Here is a 16,686-nt window from a genome sequence, read left to right as displayed (position 1 = left end):
GGGGCAAGCCCCCTCCCACATTAGCCAGTGTTGCCCATGAGACAGCATTAGAATTCCTGGTGGACCGGCACTACCGGCTTCCTGGCCTGGAAGGCATAGCCTTGCTGGCCGTCGAGCACCTTGTTGGCGCGTTGGATATCGATGTCTTTTTCCCAACGGGCAATGGCCACGGTGGCGACGCAGTTGCCGATCAGGTTGGTCAAGGCGCGACCAATGCCCATGAACCAGTCCACCGCCAACACCAGCACCAGGCCGACCACCGGAATCGCCGGGATTGCCGTGAGCGTCGCCGCCAGGATCACCAGGGCCGAGCCGGGAATCCCGTGGGCGCCCTTGGAGGTGATCAGCGACACCAGCAGGATGGTCAGCAGATCGGTCATCGACAGTGGCGTGCCGGTGGCATTGGCGATAAACACGATGGCCAGGGTCAGGTAGATCGAGAAACCGTCGAGGTTGAACGAGTACCCGGTGGGAATCACCAGGCCCACGGTGGAACTGCCGATGCCCAGGTGTTCGAGTTTGCGCATGACCTGCGGCAGCACCGCGTCGGAGGAGGCGGTGCCCATCACGATCAGCAGTTCTTCACGCAGGTACTTGAGCAGCGGCAGCATGCGCAGGCCTGACAGGCGCATCACCACGCCGAGGATCAGCGCGACGAAGGCAAGGCAGGTCAGGTAGAACAGGCCCACCAGGCTGCCCAGGTGTTGCAGGGAGTCCAGCCCGTAGGTACTGGTGGTGAAGGCGATCGCACCAAACACGCCGATGGGCGCCAGGCGCACGATCATGCCCATGATGCGGAAAATCACATGGCTCAGTTCATTGATCAGCCGAGTGATACCGGAGGCCGCTTCGCCCACCAGGTTCAAGGCGCTGCCGAACAGCACCGAAAACAGCAGCACTTGCAGGACATTGTTGTCGGCAAAGGCGCCGATCACCGAGTTGGGGATCAGGTCCATCAGGAACTGGCTGGTGCCCTTGATGTGCTGGCCCTTGTCGGCCAGTTCATTGAGACCGGCGGAGGAGAGCTGTTCCAGATGGATATTGGCGCCGGTGCCGATCCCGGTGCTGAAGGCCATGACCAGGCCGATCACCAGGGCGATGGTGGTGAGCACTTCGAAGTAGATCACCGACTTGAGGCCGATGCGCCCGACCTTCTTCAAGTCGCCGGCCCCGGAAATACCACTGACCACCACGCAGAACACGATCAGGCCGATCAGCATCTTGATCAGTTTGATAAAGCCGTCACCCAGGGGTTTGAGTTGCGAGGAGAATTCGGGAAGGGCCAGGCCGCACACGATGCCGAGCATCAGGCCAATCACGACTTGCAGGAAAATCGAACGCGAGCACCATCTGAGCATGGGAGGGATCTCTATTCGGTGCCCCGGTGGTTCCAGGGCTTAATTGTTGTGGTCATACCGGTAAGTCCAGTGCGTCGCCAGTCTAGGCCAGGTATTTTTGAAATCACAAGTAAAAATTCGGCGGTTGGCAGGTCCCGGTCTGACCAGTTGGTCGCGAAGGTTGATGCTTGAGCGGTTGGCGGGGCGCAAATTTTTTCGCTTATCATCCGCCGCCTGGCACATGAGGTGATGGATGGACAAATCAGGACTGACCACCGACGAAGCAGGGCTGACCCACTGCACCTGGCGTACGACCGCACCGGAATACCCCCGTTATCACGACCACGAGTGGGGCGTACCGGTGGCGGATGATGTTCAGCTGTACGAGAAGATCTGCCTGGAAGGCTTCCAGGCCGGCATGGCCTGGATCACCATCCTGCGCAAGCGCGAGCCGTTCAGGGCGGCATTCGACGGTTTTGATTTTCGCCGGGTGGCGCAGTACGGCGAGGCAGATATCGCGCGGTTGATGCAGGATCCGGGCATCGTGCGTAATCGGGCGAAGATCGTTTCCACCATCAACAACGCCCGCCGGGCGTGCGAGCTGGTGGCTGAAACCGGCTCGCTGGCGCAGTGGTTATGGGCGTTCGAACCCGGCCCTGAAGAGCGCCCGGCAGTGGTGGACCTGGCTTACTGGACGGGCAATCCCACCTCGCCGGCCTCGGTGCGCCTGTCCAAGGCCTTGAAGAAACGCGGCTGGACGTTCGTCGGGCCGACCACGATGTATGCGCTGATGCAAGCGATGGGGATGGTCAATGATCACCTTGATGGGTGCGTGTGCCGCCCAAAGATCGAAGAACTGCGTCGCCAGTTCAAGCGCCCGTGAGCCGCTGACGGTGGGAGGGGGCTTCACCCATGCTGCTGATTGGTGATGAGGCCAATCCCATCAATGGTCGAACGCAAGCCGGCTCGCCAGGTTTGCCGAGGCCAGCTCGATAAAGCCTTGCAGGGCCGGCAGCCCGAAGTGTGCGTTGAGCGGTTCGGCACCGGCCCAGCAGCCATTGACGGTCCAGAGGTCGGGGTCCACCGGGCTGCGCTGTACGGCGTAATCGAGGCAGTCTGGGGTGGCGCGCACGAGCTCGGCGATCTGCCGCAGGCGCTCGCCCAGTTCCCTGGAGCGCCCGGCAGCCGCGCGGACATGAACAGTGTTGAAGGCACGGTCGGGCATGGCGATGGTCTCCGAGGTCGGGTGTCAGCGCACAGGCTAGAGCCTCGACGCGCCAGGACCAATGACCAATCCCTCGGAAAACCCCCTAGCCAATCTGCTGGAGAATATCGCACACCTTGTCCAGCGCCGGGTCGATGTCGAGGGTCTCGATGGCCCCAAACCCGATGATCAGGCCTGGGCGCACCGGCGTGTCGTGGAAGAACACGTCCAGCGGGTACAGGCCGACTTCCACCTGGCGTGCCAATTCCATCAGCAACGGGATATTCACCGGTACTTTGCACAACGCCGCCATATGGAACCCGGCGACGGTGGGCACCGCTTCGAACCATGGTGACAGGTCGCCCGCCAGGCGCTGCAAAATGCGCTCGCGGCGCCCGGCGTACACGGTGTGGCAGCGGCGAATATGCTTGAGCAAATAACCTTCGCTGATGAACTTGGCCAGTGCCCATTGCGGCAACGTGGAGCTGTGCTGGTCGGTCAATTGCTTGGCCTTGAGCACCGCGCCGTAGATCGCCGGCGGCAGCACCGCATAGCCCAGGCGCAGTTCGGGCAACAGGGTCTTGGAGAACGTCCCGACGTAGGTGACCACGCCACGGCTGTCCATGCTTTGCAGTGAGTCGGTGGGCCGGCCTTCGTAGCGGAACTCGCTGTCGTAGTCGTCCTCTATGATGATCGCACCCAGCTCGAAGGCCCGCGCCAGCAGCGCTTCCCGACGTGACAGGCTCATGGGCATGCCGAGGGGGAACTGGTGGGAGGGCGTGACGTAGATCAGCCGTGCGCCATCGGGGATCCGGTCGACCTGGATGCCTTGCTCATCGACGGGAACACCGATGACCCGCGCGCCCATCGCCATGAATAACTGGCGCGCAGGGCTGTAGCCGGGGTCTTCCATGGCGACGATGCTGCCCGGTTCCAGCACCACGCGGGCGATGAGGTCCAGGGCCTGCTGCGCGCCGTTGGTGACGACGATGTCGCTGTCGCGGCATTGGACCCCACGGGAAAACGCGATATGCCCGGCGATCGCACTGCGCAGGGCCGGCAACCCTTCCGGCTGGCTGTAGAACCCGCTGTCCCGGGCGATGCGCCGCAACGCGTCCTGGGTGCAGCGCCGCCATTCATCCTGGGGGAACTGGTTGCGGCTGGTGGCGCCGCCGATAAATTCGTAGCGCAACGTGCTGTCGCGAGTGGGGTGGCGCATGGGCGAGGGCAGTGACTGCCACTTCGCCAGGTTGGCGGCGCAGGCCAGGTCGGTAGCAGTTTGCAGGCGCCCGGTCTGCGGCGTACGGGCGTTGACGAAGGTGCCGCGGCCGGTCTTGCCGACCAGCAGGCCTTCGTAGGTCAGGGTCGCGTAGGTGTCGGATACGGTCTTGCGGGATACCCCCAGTTGTTCGGCCAGCAAGCGGCTGGGCGGCAGTTGCGCACCGGCGGCCAGGCGCCCGGAGCCAATGGCCTCGCGCAACTGCTGGTACAGCTGTTCGGCCAGATCCTTGCGGCCATTGATGACGACGTGCAGTTCCATGTTTTATCCCGGGGTCTTCGCTCTGCGCCAAGGTTACTCGCTCGCGAGGTGCGCTCAAAATGGTCCCTGGGTAAACCGTCGGATTGGCTATAGGGCTGACACCGTGAGAGTTCTAGGCTGAACGGTCATTGCCCCGAGAGCTGCCCATGGAATCCCGTCTGGACTACTACACCGCGTCACCGCAAGCGCTCAAGGGCATGTTGCTGCTGGAGGCGAACACCTTTGGCCTGTCCATCGAGCGGCCGCTGCTGGAACTCATCAAGATCCGCGTTTCGCAGCTCAACCACTGCGGCTTTTGCACCGATATGCATTCGATGGCGGCGCGTCAGCGCGGCGAAACGGAGCGACGCTTGTTCGCGCTATGCGTATGGCGTGACTCGCCGTTCTTTACGCCGCGGGAGAAGGCGGCATTGGCCTGGTGCGAATCGGTGGCGATGCTGCCGACTTCCAGTGTTTCGGACGAACTTTTCAGCGCCGTGCGCGAGGAATTCAGCGAACAGGAACTGGTGGACCTGACCATGGCGGTCTCCAGCATCAGTGGCTGGAACCGCCTGGCGGTGAGTTTTCGCCAGCAACCGCCGAATGCTTGAGCGGGATATTCACCCGCGCTCTACCTATGCACCCCAGGTTCATCCCTCAACACTTCAGTATCGACGCAGTGCGCACACAGGGTGTTCGCGTTGATAACGACGAAGCGTGCTTCGTCAGTGACTGGAGTGCCGTAATGGAAGAGTTGCAGGACGACGGCGCGTCGGTCTTACCGCTGCGTCAACAGACCTTGATGGATCTGGATACTGCATGGGGCCCGATGGGTATCGGTGAGACTTCGGTTGGCCGCGTGGCCCTGGATAGCATGGGCGCGCGCCTGGAGGGCGCGGAACTTGATGTGGAGCGGTATCGCGTCAAGGAAGCTGATCAGGCATTGATCGATCAGATCACGTTTTCTGCCGTGCACCTTAAAGCGTATATGACGTCCGCCAGCGGTGAAAGCTGTGACCAGGCCACTGCCGCACTGTTTGAACTGGCGTCATTGCGTTCGGAGTGGGCGCCCGGCATGTTGAGCCCGCCGGATGCTTCGGACGAGGCGATTGTCAAACTCGATCGATTGCTGCGGCGGGTACAGAGCGTCAACCTCAACGACGTGAGTGCCATGGAAAGCCTGCCCGGCTGGGCCGATAAGCTCAGGAGCGGGAGTGCGCAAACCTTGGGAGTCGGGCTGCAGCTCTACGGTTTTTACAGTGCCATTCGAGGCATAGGCGAAGCGCTCAGAACGGGGGATACGGGCGAGCTGTTGTTCGAGGGCGGCGCCTTTTCCGCAGAAGTGGCGTCCCTCGGTGTGGAGTTGGCGTTGGAGCGTATCGGCCAGAAAATGATGAGCGCCGGCCATACGGTTTATCGCGGGTTCTGCGCATCACGCGCGGGGTTGCTGTTGCGCCGTGGTGCCGGATTGATCGCCTCGGTATTGACCGTGCCTTTTGATATTGCCCAGGCGCTCATTGCGCTTTCAAAAGCGTTGAAAGCAGAAGGTAAACAGGCACAGGATCTCTATGTCGAGGCCGGTTTCAGTCTCGTCAGCGCAACCCTCAGTCTTGCACTGGGCGTCTCGGCGTTGGCGGGCTTCGGCGCGGCCGGGCCCGTGGGCCTTATCGCCGCAGCGGTGCTGATTGTCGGCGCGCGGATTTATGCCGCGTGTCGAGTGGTGGATGAGATCGATGATTACATCGAGCTGAGCACCCTTGAGCGCCTGCGCACTGGCTGGTTCGCGTTTGCGGGCGTGGAGTTGGATGACAGCGTACTCGATCGCTACAAGACCAGCCGCGCGCGCAGTGCCTACGCAGAAAGCCTCAAGGCCCAAGCCCGGGCATTGCTTGGCGCAGAGATGAAGAACAGTGTGCAGGCCATCGTCAATGGCAGGTTCGAGGTCCGCCTGCAGACGATACGGCACTGGAAACATCAATGGGATGAGCAGGCGGGTGAGTCCACTCACACGCTGGTGCGTGAACCGGTCATCCATGAGGTGGATGACTACTTCGACGCGAGCAAGGAGGGGGCCGTCGATTTATTGCCCGAAGCCACCTGGGGGGCGAAGGGCCCCGAAAAAGGTGTGCTCTGGCTGCTGGGTGGCGGGGATGACTCGGTGTTGGGCGTGCCGAATCGCCCGAACCACTTTCGCTATGGCGGTGGTCGCAAGCACCTGGTGGGCGGCAGCCAGGACGACGAATTCATGTTCGAGGTACCGCCGGATACTTTTTCTGGCGCAGAAGGGCGGGTGCCGATCTCGGTGTTGGTGGGCGGTACCGGGGCTGACACCCTGAGCTTTCTCGGCGAGACGCTGGGGCCGCGTGCGGCAGGCTTCAATGTCAATCTGGGGGCGGGCAGCGTGACGTTGATGACCGACAATGGCCGCGACGGTCTCAAGTGCATGGGGTTGTGGAGTATTGAAAATGTTGCGTCCCTTGCCGGCGCTTCCAGCGTGATTACCGGCAGTAACGAGGCCAACCGTATTGTCCTGAAGGGGGAGTACGACCAGGCCCACGCAATGGCCGGAGACGACCAGTTGTTGATACAGCGGGGCAGCGCCAGGGTGAATGGCGGGCCAGGTGCCGATTACTTCGAGATTCTTGAGAGCGCCAAGGACGTGGTTATCGAGGAGGACGGCCAGCAGCGCAGCCTCATCATGCTCAACTGGCCCTTCAGCCGGATTCAACGCTGGTGGATCTCGGGCAACGCTCTGAAGGTGGCGTCTACCCTGGGGCTGGACGGTGAACTGCCGGGCCCTTGTGTCGGGATCGAAAATGTCTACACGCTACGCGAGGGTAAACGCCACCTGGCCAACGCGCTTTTCAGCTTTCTCACCCAGGACGGCTATCGAATAGCGCCCTTGTTGCCTGAAACGTTGGACCCGACCGGGGAGCCGCAGGTGAGCATGGAAGTGCTGGCGCCTCCCGGCCCCAGGATCTCCCCGATTATTCTGGGACCCGGTCAGTCGGTTGCCTTGGCGGCAGGCACGTCCAGTTACTTTGTCAGCCGCGGCTACGGGATGACGGCCATTGATGCGCATGCAAGCCAGGAGCAGGGCCGATGCTGTGTGTATGTGGACTATGACAGCCAGGAATTGGCAGGGGTGTATACGACCTATCATGTGGCCACGCGACGCCGGAGCCACTTCGACTACCTGGATTACACGGACGCGAAGATAAAGTTTGAGTGGGCTGATGGCCGCACGCTGTATCTGGACGAATACGCAGCGCAACCCTCAGCGACGTGGACGAGCGTGGGCGGTTCATTACAGGCGTCAGCCTTGAAGTTGAAGGCTGAATTTGTCGTGGTGATGCGCGACGGTGTTTCGTACCGGCTATTATCGCCAGTGCAGTCTTACGTCAGTGATTTCGCCAGCCCGGGTTACAAAATCAAGGACGCAATGGCTTCGCTGAACCTGAGGTACGGGCACTACCCGTTCTTGAGGCCGCGCAGGCCTAAAAGCCTGAATCTGACCGCTCACTCACAACGGGTGCACCTGGGCGCGGCCCCTCACCTGGCAACCTGTGTGTTATGCGGACGGGGCGGGGTGTACGAAATCTATCTGACGTCCTGGGCGATCGTTGAGCTGTCAACACCGCAGGCGCTGAATAAAGAGTCCGATGCATCGACCTGGGACTTCTTTTGTACAGCGCTGGCGGAAGATATCCGGCTCGACAGCATTGTTGTCAGCCCCGGTCACATCAAGGTGGGCAGCGTGTCGATTCGGGTCCCCCGGTATGACGACCCCGACGTGCCCTTGGAGAACATCCGGATTCATTCAAAGGACGGCGGGCGTTTCGACGTCAGGCTGGACCTTGGCAAGGTGTACCTGGCCAGGGTCGCTGCCTCGGGCAATAGTTCGATTGCGCAACTGTTGAAGTCCTTGCGTCACCACCGGCAAAGAGCCGCCGTGTTTACGCCAACCATCAACGTGACCGGCATCGGCATGGCCGATGGGACAACGGGCACCGTTTACTACGACGTCATGGCGGATTGCTGGAGGCTGGAGGCTGGAGGCTGACAGGCATCGGCGGCTATCCAGTGAGGAGCTGGCTGTTTCAACCTGAACCCATCAGCAGCCGAGGTGGTTCTGACGGGTGGCTGAACAACATAGTCCAAGGACATTCTATGAAGCAATTTACTTCCCCTTCCGTGCCACCGGTTACAGGGCGTCCGGTCGATCGCCCCAGCGGCGCAGCACCCAGTGCGCGTACCGCGTTTCCTGTGGTTGATTTTGCCGGCGGGCCCCTGCCGCCTGAAGCGATACCCGTGCGCAACACGCCATCCGCAGCGGTTCCGAGCGCGACTTATCAGCGCATGACTGATCTGCCCACGCCCCCCGCCGTCACCCGAGACGCCATTTTCGCCGCCCTGGGTGACCCCATACCGGCGCCTGATCCCGCTACGGGGTTGCGTGAATATGATTCGCGCACTTACCTGAACCTGGACGACGGCACCACCGTCCTGGCGGTGCGCGATCCGCAGACCGGGGAATGGCGTGAAAGACTGCCGGATTCGCGTTTGCCACAAGGCCCGGCACTGCACCGGGTGCCGCAGACGAACACCTGGCGCAGTCACTCTGCGGCCAGTTCGTCCTCGTCTTCCCCGAGCCTGAGTCATAGCCCATCGGCGTCGTCACTGAGCCACAGTGCTTCGTCTTCCTCGCTGACCGCCCCACTGAGCAGTGTGAGCTTGTCGGCGACCCAGCGTATTGATCCGGTATGGGACCTGGGGCTTTACACGTTGCCGGTGAGTCCGGCCCCCACCAACACCCTGGCGTTCCCGGGCAAGAGAGCCTTCATGATCGGGGCTGAGCAATATTTTATGGATGCCAATTATGGCAACCCATCAGGTGCCGTGCCGAATGCGCTACCCCATCTGTTTGCTGTGGGGGCGGGAGGCAATCTGGTAAACGCCGGGCGTATCGAACCGGATGGCCTGTTCAGGTTAAACGACAACCGACATTATTTGCCGGTGGACACCGGCTTTTGCTCCGTGAGCTTCGATAGTGCAAGGCTGCGTTGGAAGGTGATGGAGGCGGGCGGGCATGGCGGGGCAGGGATTTTTATTGAAATGGGTGGCGCGCCCGATAGCTGGGTGCCGATGCTGGCTGTCGATCAACTCTCGAATCTTTTTCAAGCGGCGCGGAATATCAAAGGTTATGCCGGGCGTGTGGGGGCAGTCGATCTGCTCAACAGCAGTATCGACCAGCGGGTTTATCACTACATGCAGGGCTACTTGCGGCAAATAGTCGGGTTTTGCGAGCCGACTGTCCGCAGTGCGCCAACCGCGCAAAAAGGTCGACTGATCGATGCCTATATCTGGCGCAATGGTTACCCGTATGACTGTCTGGCTTCCATCTGCAGCGCCTTGAAAAGCCGACGCCCATTGCCGCCGGGGATGCCGATATTCGATGGGTTTCAAGGTTTGGGCACGGTCAGTTGCTCAAAAGACGGAAACTTCAATGTGGCGCGTATCAGCCGAACGATGCAACTGCACTATCCCGACAGAAGACGGTCGGTGGCCGAAGAGAAATTACTTGAGACGTGGCGGGAAAAAGACGCTGCCCGGGACAACAAACGCAAGGGCGAAGTGAACGAAGCGATGTATGAGGCCCGGTTGACGGAAGATGGCTATACGGTACTTCCCGGCGGAACCTACGGAGGCGGACAGAATGGCTTCGATCGGGTGTTTGAAGGCCCGGCAGGCGATATCTACATTCTGGAAGCCAAGCATGTCAGTCATACCTCTGCCGGCGAGCTTGCCAACGTCAGCCTGGGAGGGACGACAAACTCACGTCAAATGACCGACAGTTGGGTGCGGCAAGTGCTGGCGTTATCCCAACCCGATACGCCGGCGGCCAGGCGCGTTTCCGACGCGTTGTGGCGTGGCCAGTTATTCAAGTTATTAGGCGCGACGTCCAAGGACGGCAAACTTGTCATGTTCAAGATTGACATGAGCCCCGTGGACTTCTAGTCGTGCCGGTATGCCTGGGAGCAAGCGCACCTGCTCCCAGGCACGTGTTCAGGACAGGAAGCCGCCATCCACATTCAGCGACACACCGGTGGTGTAGCTCGACGCATCGCTGGCCAGGTACAGCACCGCACCGGCCATCTCGCTCGGGTCGGCCACGCGCTTGAGCGGGATCTGCGCCAGGGCCATTTTCAGGATCGCGTCGTTCTTCACCAGCGCCGAGGCGAACTTGGTGTCGGTCAGGCCCGGCAACAGGGCGTTGCAACGAATGCCGAACTCGGCGCATTCCTTGGCGAACACCTTGGTCATGTTGATCACGGCGGCCTTGGTCACCGAGTAGATGCCCTGGAACACGCCCGGCGAAATGCCGTTGATCGACGCCACGTTGATGATGCTGCCGCCGCCGTTCTCGCGCATCAGCTTGCCGGCTTCCACCGACATGAAGAAGTAGCCGCGAATGTTCACGTCAACGGTCTTCTGGAAGGCGCCGAGGTCGGTGTCCAACACGTTGCAGAACTGCGGGTTGGTCGCGGCATTGTTGACCAGGATATCCAGGCGGCCGAACTGTTCGCGGATGCCGGCGAACACCTGGGTAATCTGCTCCATTTCACCGATATGGCAGGCAATCGCCGTGGCCTTGCCGCCGTCGGCGATGATTGCATCCGCCACATGCTGGCAGCCTTCGAGCTTGCGGCTCGAGACGATCACGTGGGCGCCTTGCTGGGCCAGCAGCTTGGCGATGGCTTCACCGATGCCACGGCTGGCGCCGGACACAAAGGCAATCTTGCCGTCGAGGTCGAACAGGTGGGTCTTGGACATTAGCGATTCCTTAGAGGGCTGATTTACCGATGACATTCAGGCTCATCTGCTCCAGCAGCTTGTTCATGTGGATGAACTGCGCAAAGCGTTTGTCCTGGGTCTGGCCGTGGAAGAAACGGTAGTAGATCTGCTGCACGATGCCGGCCAGGCGGAACAGGCCGTAGGTGTAGTAGAAGTCGAAATTGTCGATCTGGATCCCGGCGCGCTCAGCGTAGTAATCCACGAACTGGCGGCGGGTGAGCATGCCGGGGGCATTGCTCGGCTGGCGGCGCATCAGTTGCACCGGCGCCGGGTCGTCGGCTTCGATCCAGTAGGCGAGGGTGTTGCCCAGGTCCATCAGCGGGTCACCGAGGGTGGTCAGTTCCCAATCCAGCACGCCGATGATCTGCATCGGGTTATGCGGGTCGAGGATCACGTTATCGAAGCGGTAGTCGTTATGCACGATGCTCGAGGTGGGATGGTCGGCGGGCATCTTGTCGTTGAGCCAGGCACGTACCTTTTCCCAGTTGGGGGCGTCGGGGGTCAGGGCTTTTTCGTAGCGGTCGCTCCAGCCACCAATCTGGCGTGCCACATAACCTTCAGGCTTGCCCAGGTCGGCCAGGCCGCAGGCGCGATAGTCGACCTGGTGCAGTTCGACGAACTTGTCGATAAAGCTCTTGCACAACGCCTCGGTCCGGGTGGCATCCAGGCCCAGTTCGGCGGGCAGGTCGGAACGCAGGATGATGCCGTTGACCCGTTCCATCACATAGAACTCGGCGCCGATCACCGACGCGTCGGTGCAGTGCACATAGGCCTTGGGGCAATACGGGAAACCATCCTTGAGCTGGTTGAGAATGCGGTATTCGCGGCCCATGTCGTGGGCGGACTTGGCCTTGTGGCCAAAGGGCGGGCGGCGCAGCACGAATTCCTGGCCGGGGTATTCCAGCAGGTAGGTGAGGTTGGATGCGCCACCGGGGAACTGGCTGATCGTGGGCGTGCCGCTCAGGCCAGGGATATGGGCCTTGAGGTAGGGATCGATCAGGTTGGCATCAAGTTCTTCGCCTGGGCGAATCTGGGTCGATTGGTCGTTAAGCGCCATGCTTATCCCTTCTGCTTATTCTAAAGGCGTCGGACTATTTCCTAATCTAATGCGCACCACCGCCCAGCGACAAGGTCGGGGCGGCTTAATAGGTTAGCGTGTTGAAGGGTGATCAGCCTGCCTGATCGGTCATTTTTCGGGCGCGGGCAGTACGACCGGGGTAAGCACCGGACGGCCGGCGAAGTACTCCACCAGGTTGTCGGCCACGCGCTGCACGGTGTCGTGGGCGGCTTCCGGTGACAGCCCGGCTACATGGGACGTGAGCACGGTATTGCTCAAGCGCTTGAGGGCATCCGGCACCTTGGGTTCATCGTCGAACACGTCCAGCGCCGCGCCCCCGATACGGCGTTGTTCAAGGGCGGTGACCAGGTCGGCGGTGACCACCACGCTGCCACGGCCGATATTCACCAGGTAACCGTTCGGGCCGAGGGCGTCCAGAGCGTGGCGGTCGATCAAGTGGCGCGTGCCGGCGCCGCCGGGCGTGGCCAGGATCAGGAAATCCGAGCTGCGCGCCAGCTCCACGGCCGTGGCGCAGTAGGTGTAGTCCACATCATCGCGCGGCTGGCGGTTGTGATAGCTCACTTCCATGCCAAAGCCCAGGGCCGCGCGCTTGGCGATTTCCAGGCCCACCGCGCCGAGCCCGAGGATGCCCAATTGCTTGCCGCCCAGGGACGGGCGCATGACCTTGGGCCATTCGCTGCGGCGTACCGCTGCGTCCGTCTGGGGAATGCCGCGCACCAGCGACAACAGCAGCGCCATGGCGTGGTCGGCCACCGACGGCGCATTCACCCCGGCGCCATTGGTGACCACGATGCCGCGATTGCTCGCCGCCTGCAGGTCGACATGCTCATAACCGGCGCCGATCACGCAGATGATCTCCAGCAGTGGCAGGGCGGCGATTTCCTCGGCATACAGGCCCAACGGGCCACGGGTCAGTACGGCCTTGATCTGGCCGCCGTGGGTTTTGATCGCCTGGGCGCGCTCGCTGGGTGTGGGCGCCAGGATCACATGAAAGTCGTTGCTCTCGATGATTTGCAGGTATTCATTGATGGTTTCAACCAGAACCAGAACAGTGGTGGTCATCGGAAGGCTCTTCCTGAAGGGTTTGAGGGCATCAGTATGCGGGATTCGCAGCAGGGCGCGTTTTGCCCGGGTAGAAAAAATCTACGACTGCAGGCGCAAGCACGCTTGCTCCTACAGTCTGTACCGGTCAGAACCGGACGTCAGCGGCTTTCACACTCAGCCCGAACGCCCCCGCCAGCGTGGCATTGTGATGCGCGATGATCGCCTCGGCCTTCAGCGCCGGGGTGTCCATGCAGGTATGGGCGTCTTCAGGCACGATCACCGAGAAGCCCAGCTCTACCGCCACGCGGCAGGTAGTGTCGATGCAGTACTGGGTTTTCATCCCGACGATCACCAGTCGATTAACCTCCAGGGCCCGCAGTCGTCGGGCCAGGTCGGTACCCAGGAAGCAACTGGGGCGGGTTTTGTCGAAGAGATGGTCGTGAGTCTCGTCTACCTGCAGCCCTTGCCACAGTTGCCAATTCGGACTGCCCGCAGCTATCGGCGAGCCCGCCGGGCCGGTATGGCGGGCGACCAGGATCGGCGCGCCGGCTTCACGGGCGCGGCCGATCAACGAGTTGATGGTGCCCAGCACGCGCTCCCGTTCAAAGGGTTTGTCGGGGCCATCGTACAGGCCGGTTTGCATATCGATGATCAACAGGGCGTCAGCCATGGTATTGCTCCTTGTGAGTGCCAGTCGACGGAGCAATAAAAAGGCCCCGTCCATTGCTGGCGGGGCCTTGGGTTGAATCTGGGTGGTGTCTAGCTCGAGCACCCACGGCAACCGCACGACCCGCCTGGAGCGGTCGTGGTGGTGGTGCGGGTGAGGAGCTGCTGGAAAAAGGTCATGCCTCGATCATGCTGGGACAGGGGCGAGGCTGTCAAATGCATCAGGTGCCGAAAAAGTTGCGCCCCAGCTGGAACAGGGGCGCTGCTGCCAGCAGGAGATCACTGCGGGGGGCTAAGTCGTGCCTTTTCCTGCTCGGCCTGAGCGATGGGCATGAAATTGTAGGTGGGGAAGAATTCCGTGGTGTAGACCCCCCATGCGGTGTTTTCAATCGCCAGGTTGACTTCCGCCAGGCGCGACGCTGGCAGGCGCAACACGACGACCTGCCCGATACCCATGGTGATGTTCCAACTCAGCACTTCCACCCCGGCAGGCGGGAACACCTTGTGAAATTCCTGCTTGGCCAGTTGTTGTTTCAATTCGCTCAAGGGGCGTGATTGATCGTGTTTAAGAAATACGGTCAACATGACGGCGTTGTCCGCTGTGGCAGCAGCGTTTTCTGCAGGAAGGGCTGTTGAAGTGTGTGCAATCGCTGCACCGGGTAACAGTGTCGCGGCCAGCAGTGCGGGTATTAACCGTTTGCGCATATTCATTATCAGGTGCCTTGTTTATTATTCGGTTTTATCACTAAACATGAGTGTTTAATCAGTTCGACATGACTGTCTTTATGGGGCCGGTGTAGGGGGCGTGTACCACATAAATTCGAACTGGCGGGTTAGTGCTGACCATGTCGCGCGACACTTCGCGGGAATAAGTGAATTCGCTGCTGTCGAGTTTTTCGAGTCTTCTGACAATGGTTCTGGTCGGACCAAGGTCAGGGACCAGGATATGGGTCTTTTTATCGCCGGTGACCAGGAAGTAACCGCCGCCGCCATCGGCGTATTTCGAGCGGCCGGTATCGGTGTAGAAGAACTCATAGCGATTGCGCTGCGGGTCCCACATCGATATGCCTACCACCCCGGGGTAGCTGGCCTTGACGTCGGTGTCCGGCTCGCCTTCGATATAAACCCTGGTGGTCAGCCATTGAGGCGAGGACGCCAGTGCGTGAACGTCAGTGGCGTAACTTTCGGACGAACAGAGTAGGCCCGTGATCAATAATCCAGCAAAAACAACAGTAGGTCTTCGCATATTGGAGTCCTTGTTATTTTAAATAAGCATGTTGTTCTTCGGTTGGAACGGGGCGATGTTAGTTGGGTTTTTGGCGATTGCTCAATGGCTATGTAGGGTTGTGTAACAATTGCAAAGGCGTCGTGGTTAAACTTTTAACTGGATACGAGAGATTTCTTTTTTTGCTGTAGGTGACTTCTCTAAAAGTATGGAGAGTCTATTGACTAGAGTCATGGATCGCTCTCGTCAATGGCGCCTGGCAGCCACTCGAGAAACCCGCGGCGGCTCCCCGAAACGACTGCCCAGGGCCGCGCTTGAGCCTCTGCACCGCATAACCGTTCCTCAGCTAAGTCTTTGCTTATTCACGAGAATCCCGGACAATCCGGCCCCTTCTATGGTCGGGGCGCTGCCTGTCAGGTTTTTCTGACTCGTCCCGGCCGTGTAAATGCGGAGATCCGACCGGATGAATGATCAGGCCAATAGCGTCGACGAACGCTATGCAACGACACCTGCAACCCTCTCAAGCTGGAGCCGCCAGGACACCACCTGGATGCTTGGCCTGTTCGGCACCGCCATTGGCGCCGGCACCTTGTTCCTGCCGATCAACGCCGGCCTGGGCGGCTTCTGGCCCTTGGTGATCCTGGCAGTGCTGGCGTTCCCGATGACGTTCTTTGCCCACCGTGGCCTGACCCGTTTCGTACTCTCCGGTCGTGCGGGTTCCGACATCACCGATGTGGTCGAAGAGCATTTCGGCGTCAAGGCCGGTGCGTTGATCACGCTGCTGTACTTCTTCGCAATCTTCCCGATCCTGCTGATCTACAGCGTGGCCCTGACCAACACGGTCAGCAGCTTCATGGAACACCAGTTGCACATCATGCCGCCGCCACGGGCGTTGCTGGCGTTTGTGCTGATCCTCGGCCTGCTGGCGGTGGTGCGTTGCGGTGAGCAGGTGATCGTCAAGGCCATGAGCCTGATGGTGTACCCGTTTATCGTCGCCTTGCTGTTCCTCGCGGTGTACCTGATCCCCCATTGGAACGGCGGCATCCTCAGCACCGCCAGTGTGGTGCCGGCGCCGTCGGCGTTGCTCAACACCTTGTGGCTGGCGATTCCGGTGATGGTGTTTTCGTTCAACCACTCGCCGATCATCTCGGCGTTTGCGGTCGACCAGAAGCGCCAGTACGGCGAACACGCCGATGAGCGCAGTTCGCAGATCCTGTCCCGCGCGCACCTGTTGATGGTGGTGATGGTGCTGTTCTTCGTGTTCAGTTGCGTGTTGACCCTGTCGCCGGCGCAACTGGCTGAAGCCAAACAGCAGAACCTGTCGATCCTGTCGTACCTGGCTAACCACTTCAACAACCCGACCATCGCGTTTGCCGCGCCGTTGATCGCGTTCGTGGCGATTGCCAAGTCGTTCCTTGGTCACTACATCGGCGCCAGCGAAGGCCTCAAGGGCCTGGTGCTCAAAAGCGGTCGCCGTCCGGCCGCCAAGACTCTCGACCGCATGACCGCCGCCTTCATGCTGGTGGTGTGCTGGATCGTTGCCACGCTGAACCCGAGCATCCTCGGCATGATCGAGACTCTGGGCGGGCCGATCATCGCGTCGATCCTGTTCCTGATGCCGATGTACGCGATCCGCAAGGTGCCGGCCATGGCCAGGTACCGTGGGCAGGCGTCCAACGTGTTTGTCACGGCAGTGGGCCTGGTGGCGATTACCGCATTGATTTACTCGCTGCTGTCCTGACCCCGGGGCTCACGCCC

The 16,686-nt window shown here is 60.9% G+C and carries 14 protein-coding genes; 5 read left to right on the top strand and 9 right to left on the bottom strand.

Annotation, left to right across the window (positions count from 1 at the left end; translation table 11 throughout):
• Window positions 1-47 precede the first annotated feature (47 nt).
• Window positions 48-1,373, bottom strand: a complete 1,326-nt coding sequence (locus B9N88_RS01835) for a C4-dicarboxylate transporter DctA (protein ID WP_169899436.1) — start codon at window positions 1,371-1,373, stop codon at window positions 48-50.
• Window positions 1,374-1,590: 217 nt separating this feature from the next.
• Between B9N88_RS01835 and B9N88_RS01830 the strand changes: the two genes are divergently transcribed.
• Window positions 1,591-2,220 (top strand): DNA-3-methyladenine glycosylase I, encoded by a 630-nt coding sequence (locus B9N88_RS01830; RefSeq protein WP_027608563.1) that lies wholly within the window; start codon window positions 1,591-1,593, stop codon window positions 2,218-2,220.
• A 60-nt stretch (window positions 2,221-2,280) separates the two neighbouring features.
• Here the strand turns inward: B9N88_RS01830 and B9N88_RS01825 are convergent, their stop codons facing one another.
• Both B9N88_RS01825 and B9N88_RS01820 read right to left on the bottom strand, forming a co-directional pair.
• Window positions 2,281-2,562, bottom strand: coding sequence for a putative quinol monooxygenase (locus B9N88_RS01825; RefSeq protein WP_027608562.1), 282 nt, complete (start codon window positions 2,560-2,562; stop codon window positions 2,281-2,283).
• A gap of 85 nt (window positions 2,563-2,647) precedes the next feature.
• Entirely contained in the window at window positions 2,648-4,081 is a 1,434-nt protein-coding gene (locus B9N88_RS01820; protein WP_027608561.1) for a MocR-like pyridoxine biosynthesis transcription factor PdxR, read from the bottom strand.
• A gap of 146 nt (window positions 4,082-4,227) precedes the next feature.
• Between B9N88_RS01820 and B9N88_RS01815 the strand changes: the two genes are divergently transcribed.
• The 3 genes from B9N88_RS01815 (at window position 4,228) to B9N88_RS01805 (ending at window position 10,078) form a co-directional block, all read left to right on the top strand.
• Window positions 4,228-4,671, top strand: a complete 444-nt coding sequence (locus B9N88_RS01815; protein ID WP_027608560.1) for a carboxymuconolactone decarboxylase family protein — start codon at window positions 4,228-4,230, stop codon at window positions 4,669-4,671.
• 134 nt (window positions 4,672-4,805) lie between these two features.
• Complete coding sequence (locus B9N88_RS01810; protein WP_143491231.1) at window positions 4,806-8,123, top strand: calcium-binding protein; 3,318 nt, start codon at window positions 4,806-4,808, stop codon at window positions 8,121-8,123.
• 107 nt (window positions 8,124-8,230) lie between these two features.
• Entirely contained in the window at window positions 8,231-10,078 is a 1,848-nt protein-coding gene (locus B9N88_RS01805) for a hypothetical protein (protein ID WP_143491230.1), read from the top strand.
• 48 nt (window positions 10,079-10,126) lie between these two features.
• Here the strand turns inward: B9N88_RS01805 and B9N88_RS01800 are convergent, their stop codons facing one another.
• From B9N88_RS01800 to B9N88_RS01775, 6 genes are all read right to left on the bottom strand, one after another.
• Window positions 10,127-10,894: an SDR family oxidoreductase gene (locus tag B9N88_RS01800; protein ID WP_027608558.1), complete on the bottom strand. Its 768-nt coding sequence runs from the start codon at window positions 10,892-10,894 to the stop codon at window positions 10,127-10,129.
• A 10-nt stretch (window positions 10,895-10,904) separates the two neighbouring features.
• The gene (locus B9N88_RS01795) at window positions 10,905-11,972 is read right to left on the bottom strand and encodes a phosphotransferase family protein (RefSeq protein WP_027608557.1); all 1,068 of its coding nucleotides are present in this window, start codon (window positions 11,970-11,972) and stop codon (window positions 10,905-10,907) included.
• Window positions 11,973-12,101: 129 nt separating this feature from the next.
• Window positions 12,102-13,055: a 2-hydroxyacid dehydrogenase gene (locus B9N88_RS01790; RefSeq protein WP_027608556.1), complete on the bottom strand. Its 954-nt coding sequence runs from the start codon at window positions 13,053-13,055 to the stop codon at window positions 12,102-12,104.
• A 127-nt stretch (window positions 13,056-13,182) separates the two neighbouring features.
• Window positions 13,183-13,707: a cysteine hydrolase family protein gene (locus B9N88_RS01785; RefSeq protein WP_027608555.1), complete on the bottom strand. Its 525-nt coding sequence runs from the start codon at window positions 13,705-13,707 to the stop codon at window positions 13,183-13,185.
• A 275-nt stretch (window positions 13,708-13,982) separates the two neighbouring features.
• On the bottom strand, window positions 13,983-14,414 hold the full coding sequence (locus B9N88_RS01780) for a hypothetical protein (protein WP_371263391.1): 432 nt from the start codon (window positions 14,412-14,414) through the stop codon (window positions 13,983-13,985).
• A gap of 52 nt (window positions 14,415-14,466) precedes the next feature.
• Window positions 14,467-14,949, bottom strand: coding sequence for a DUF4822 domain-containing protein (locus tag B9N88_RS01775; protein ID WP_027608553.1), 483 nt, complete (start codon window positions 14,947-14,949; stop codon window positions 14,467-14,469).
• A 442-nt stretch (window positions 14,950-15,391) separates the two neighbouring features.
• Between B9N88_RS01775 and B9N88_RS01770 the strand changes: the two genes are divergently transcribed.
• Complete coding sequence (locus B9N88_RS01770) at window positions 15,392-16,669, top strand: serine/threonine transporter (RefSeq protein ID WP_027608552.1); 1,278 nt, start codon at window positions 15,392-15,394, stop codon at window positions 16,667-16,669.
• Window positions 16,670-16,686: the final 17 nt, after the last annotated feature.

It is taken from the genome of Pseudomonas sp. LAMO17WK12:I1 (assembly GCF_900177315.1).
Classification (GTDB): domain Bacteria; phylum Pseudomonadota; class Gammaproteobacteria; order Pseudomonadales; family Pseudomonadaceae; genus Aquipseudomonas; species Aquipseudomonas marginalis.
Note: the sequence above shows the minus strand (reverse complement) of the source record. Positions and strands in the feature narration are given on the sequence as shown.

Excerpts from the sequence above, each read along its gene's own strand:
- B9N88_RS01830 (WP_027608563.1), top strand. The coding sequence starts at position 1,591 with ATGGACAAATCAGGACTGACCACCGACGAAGCAGGGCTGACCCACTGC.
- B9N88_RS01825 (WP_027608562.1), bottom strand. The coding sequence starts at position 2,562 with ATGCCCGACCGTGCCTTCAACACTGTTCATGTCCGCGCGGCTGCCGGG.
- B9N88_RS01820 (WP_027608561.1), bottom strand. The coding sequence starts at position 4,081 with ATGGAACTGCACGTCGTCATCAATGGCCGCAAGGATCTGGCCGAACAG.
- B9N88_RS01815 (WP_027608560.1), top strand. The coding sequence starts at position 4,228 with ATGGAATCCCGTCTGGACTACTACACCGCGTCACCGCAAGCGCTCAAG.
- B9N88_RS01810 (WP_143491231.1), top strand. The coding sequence starts at position 4,806 with ATGGAAGAGTTGCAGGACGACGGCGCGTCGGTCTTACCGCTGCGTCAA.
- B9N88_RS01805 (WP_143491230.1), top strand. The coding sequence starts at position 8,231 with ATGAAGCAATTTACTTCCCCTTCCGTGCCACCGGTTACAGGGCGTCCG.
- B9N88_RS01800 (WP_027608558.1), bottom strand. The coding sequence starts at position 10,894 with ATGTCCAAGACCCACCTGTTCGACCTCGACGGCAAGATTGCCTTTGTG.
- B9N88_RS01795 (WP_027608557.1), bottom strand. The coding sequence starts at position 11,972 with ATGGCGCTTAACGACCAATCGACCCAGATTCGCCCAGGCGAAGAACTT.
- B9N88_RS01790 (WP_027608556.1), bottom strand. The coding sequence starts at position 13,055 with ATGACCACCACTGTTCTGGTTCTGGTTGAAACCATCAATGAATACCTG.
- B9N88_RS01785 (WP_027608555.1), bottom strand. The coding sequence starts at position 13,707 with ATGGCTGACGCCCTGTTGATCATCGATATGCAAACCGGCCTGTACGAT.
- B9N88_RS01780 (WP_371263391.1), bottom strand. The coding sequence starts at position 14,414 with ATGAATATGCGCAAACGGTTAATACCCGCACTGCTGGCCGCGACACTG.
- B9N88_RS01775 (WP_027608553.1), bottom strand. The coding sequence starts at position 14,949 with ATGCGAAGACCTACTGTTGTTTTTGCTGGATTATTGATCACGGGCCTA.
- B9N88_RS01770 (WP_027608552.1), top strand. The coding sequence starts at position 15,392 with ATGAATGATCAGGCCAATAGCGTCGACGAACGCTATGCAACGACACCT.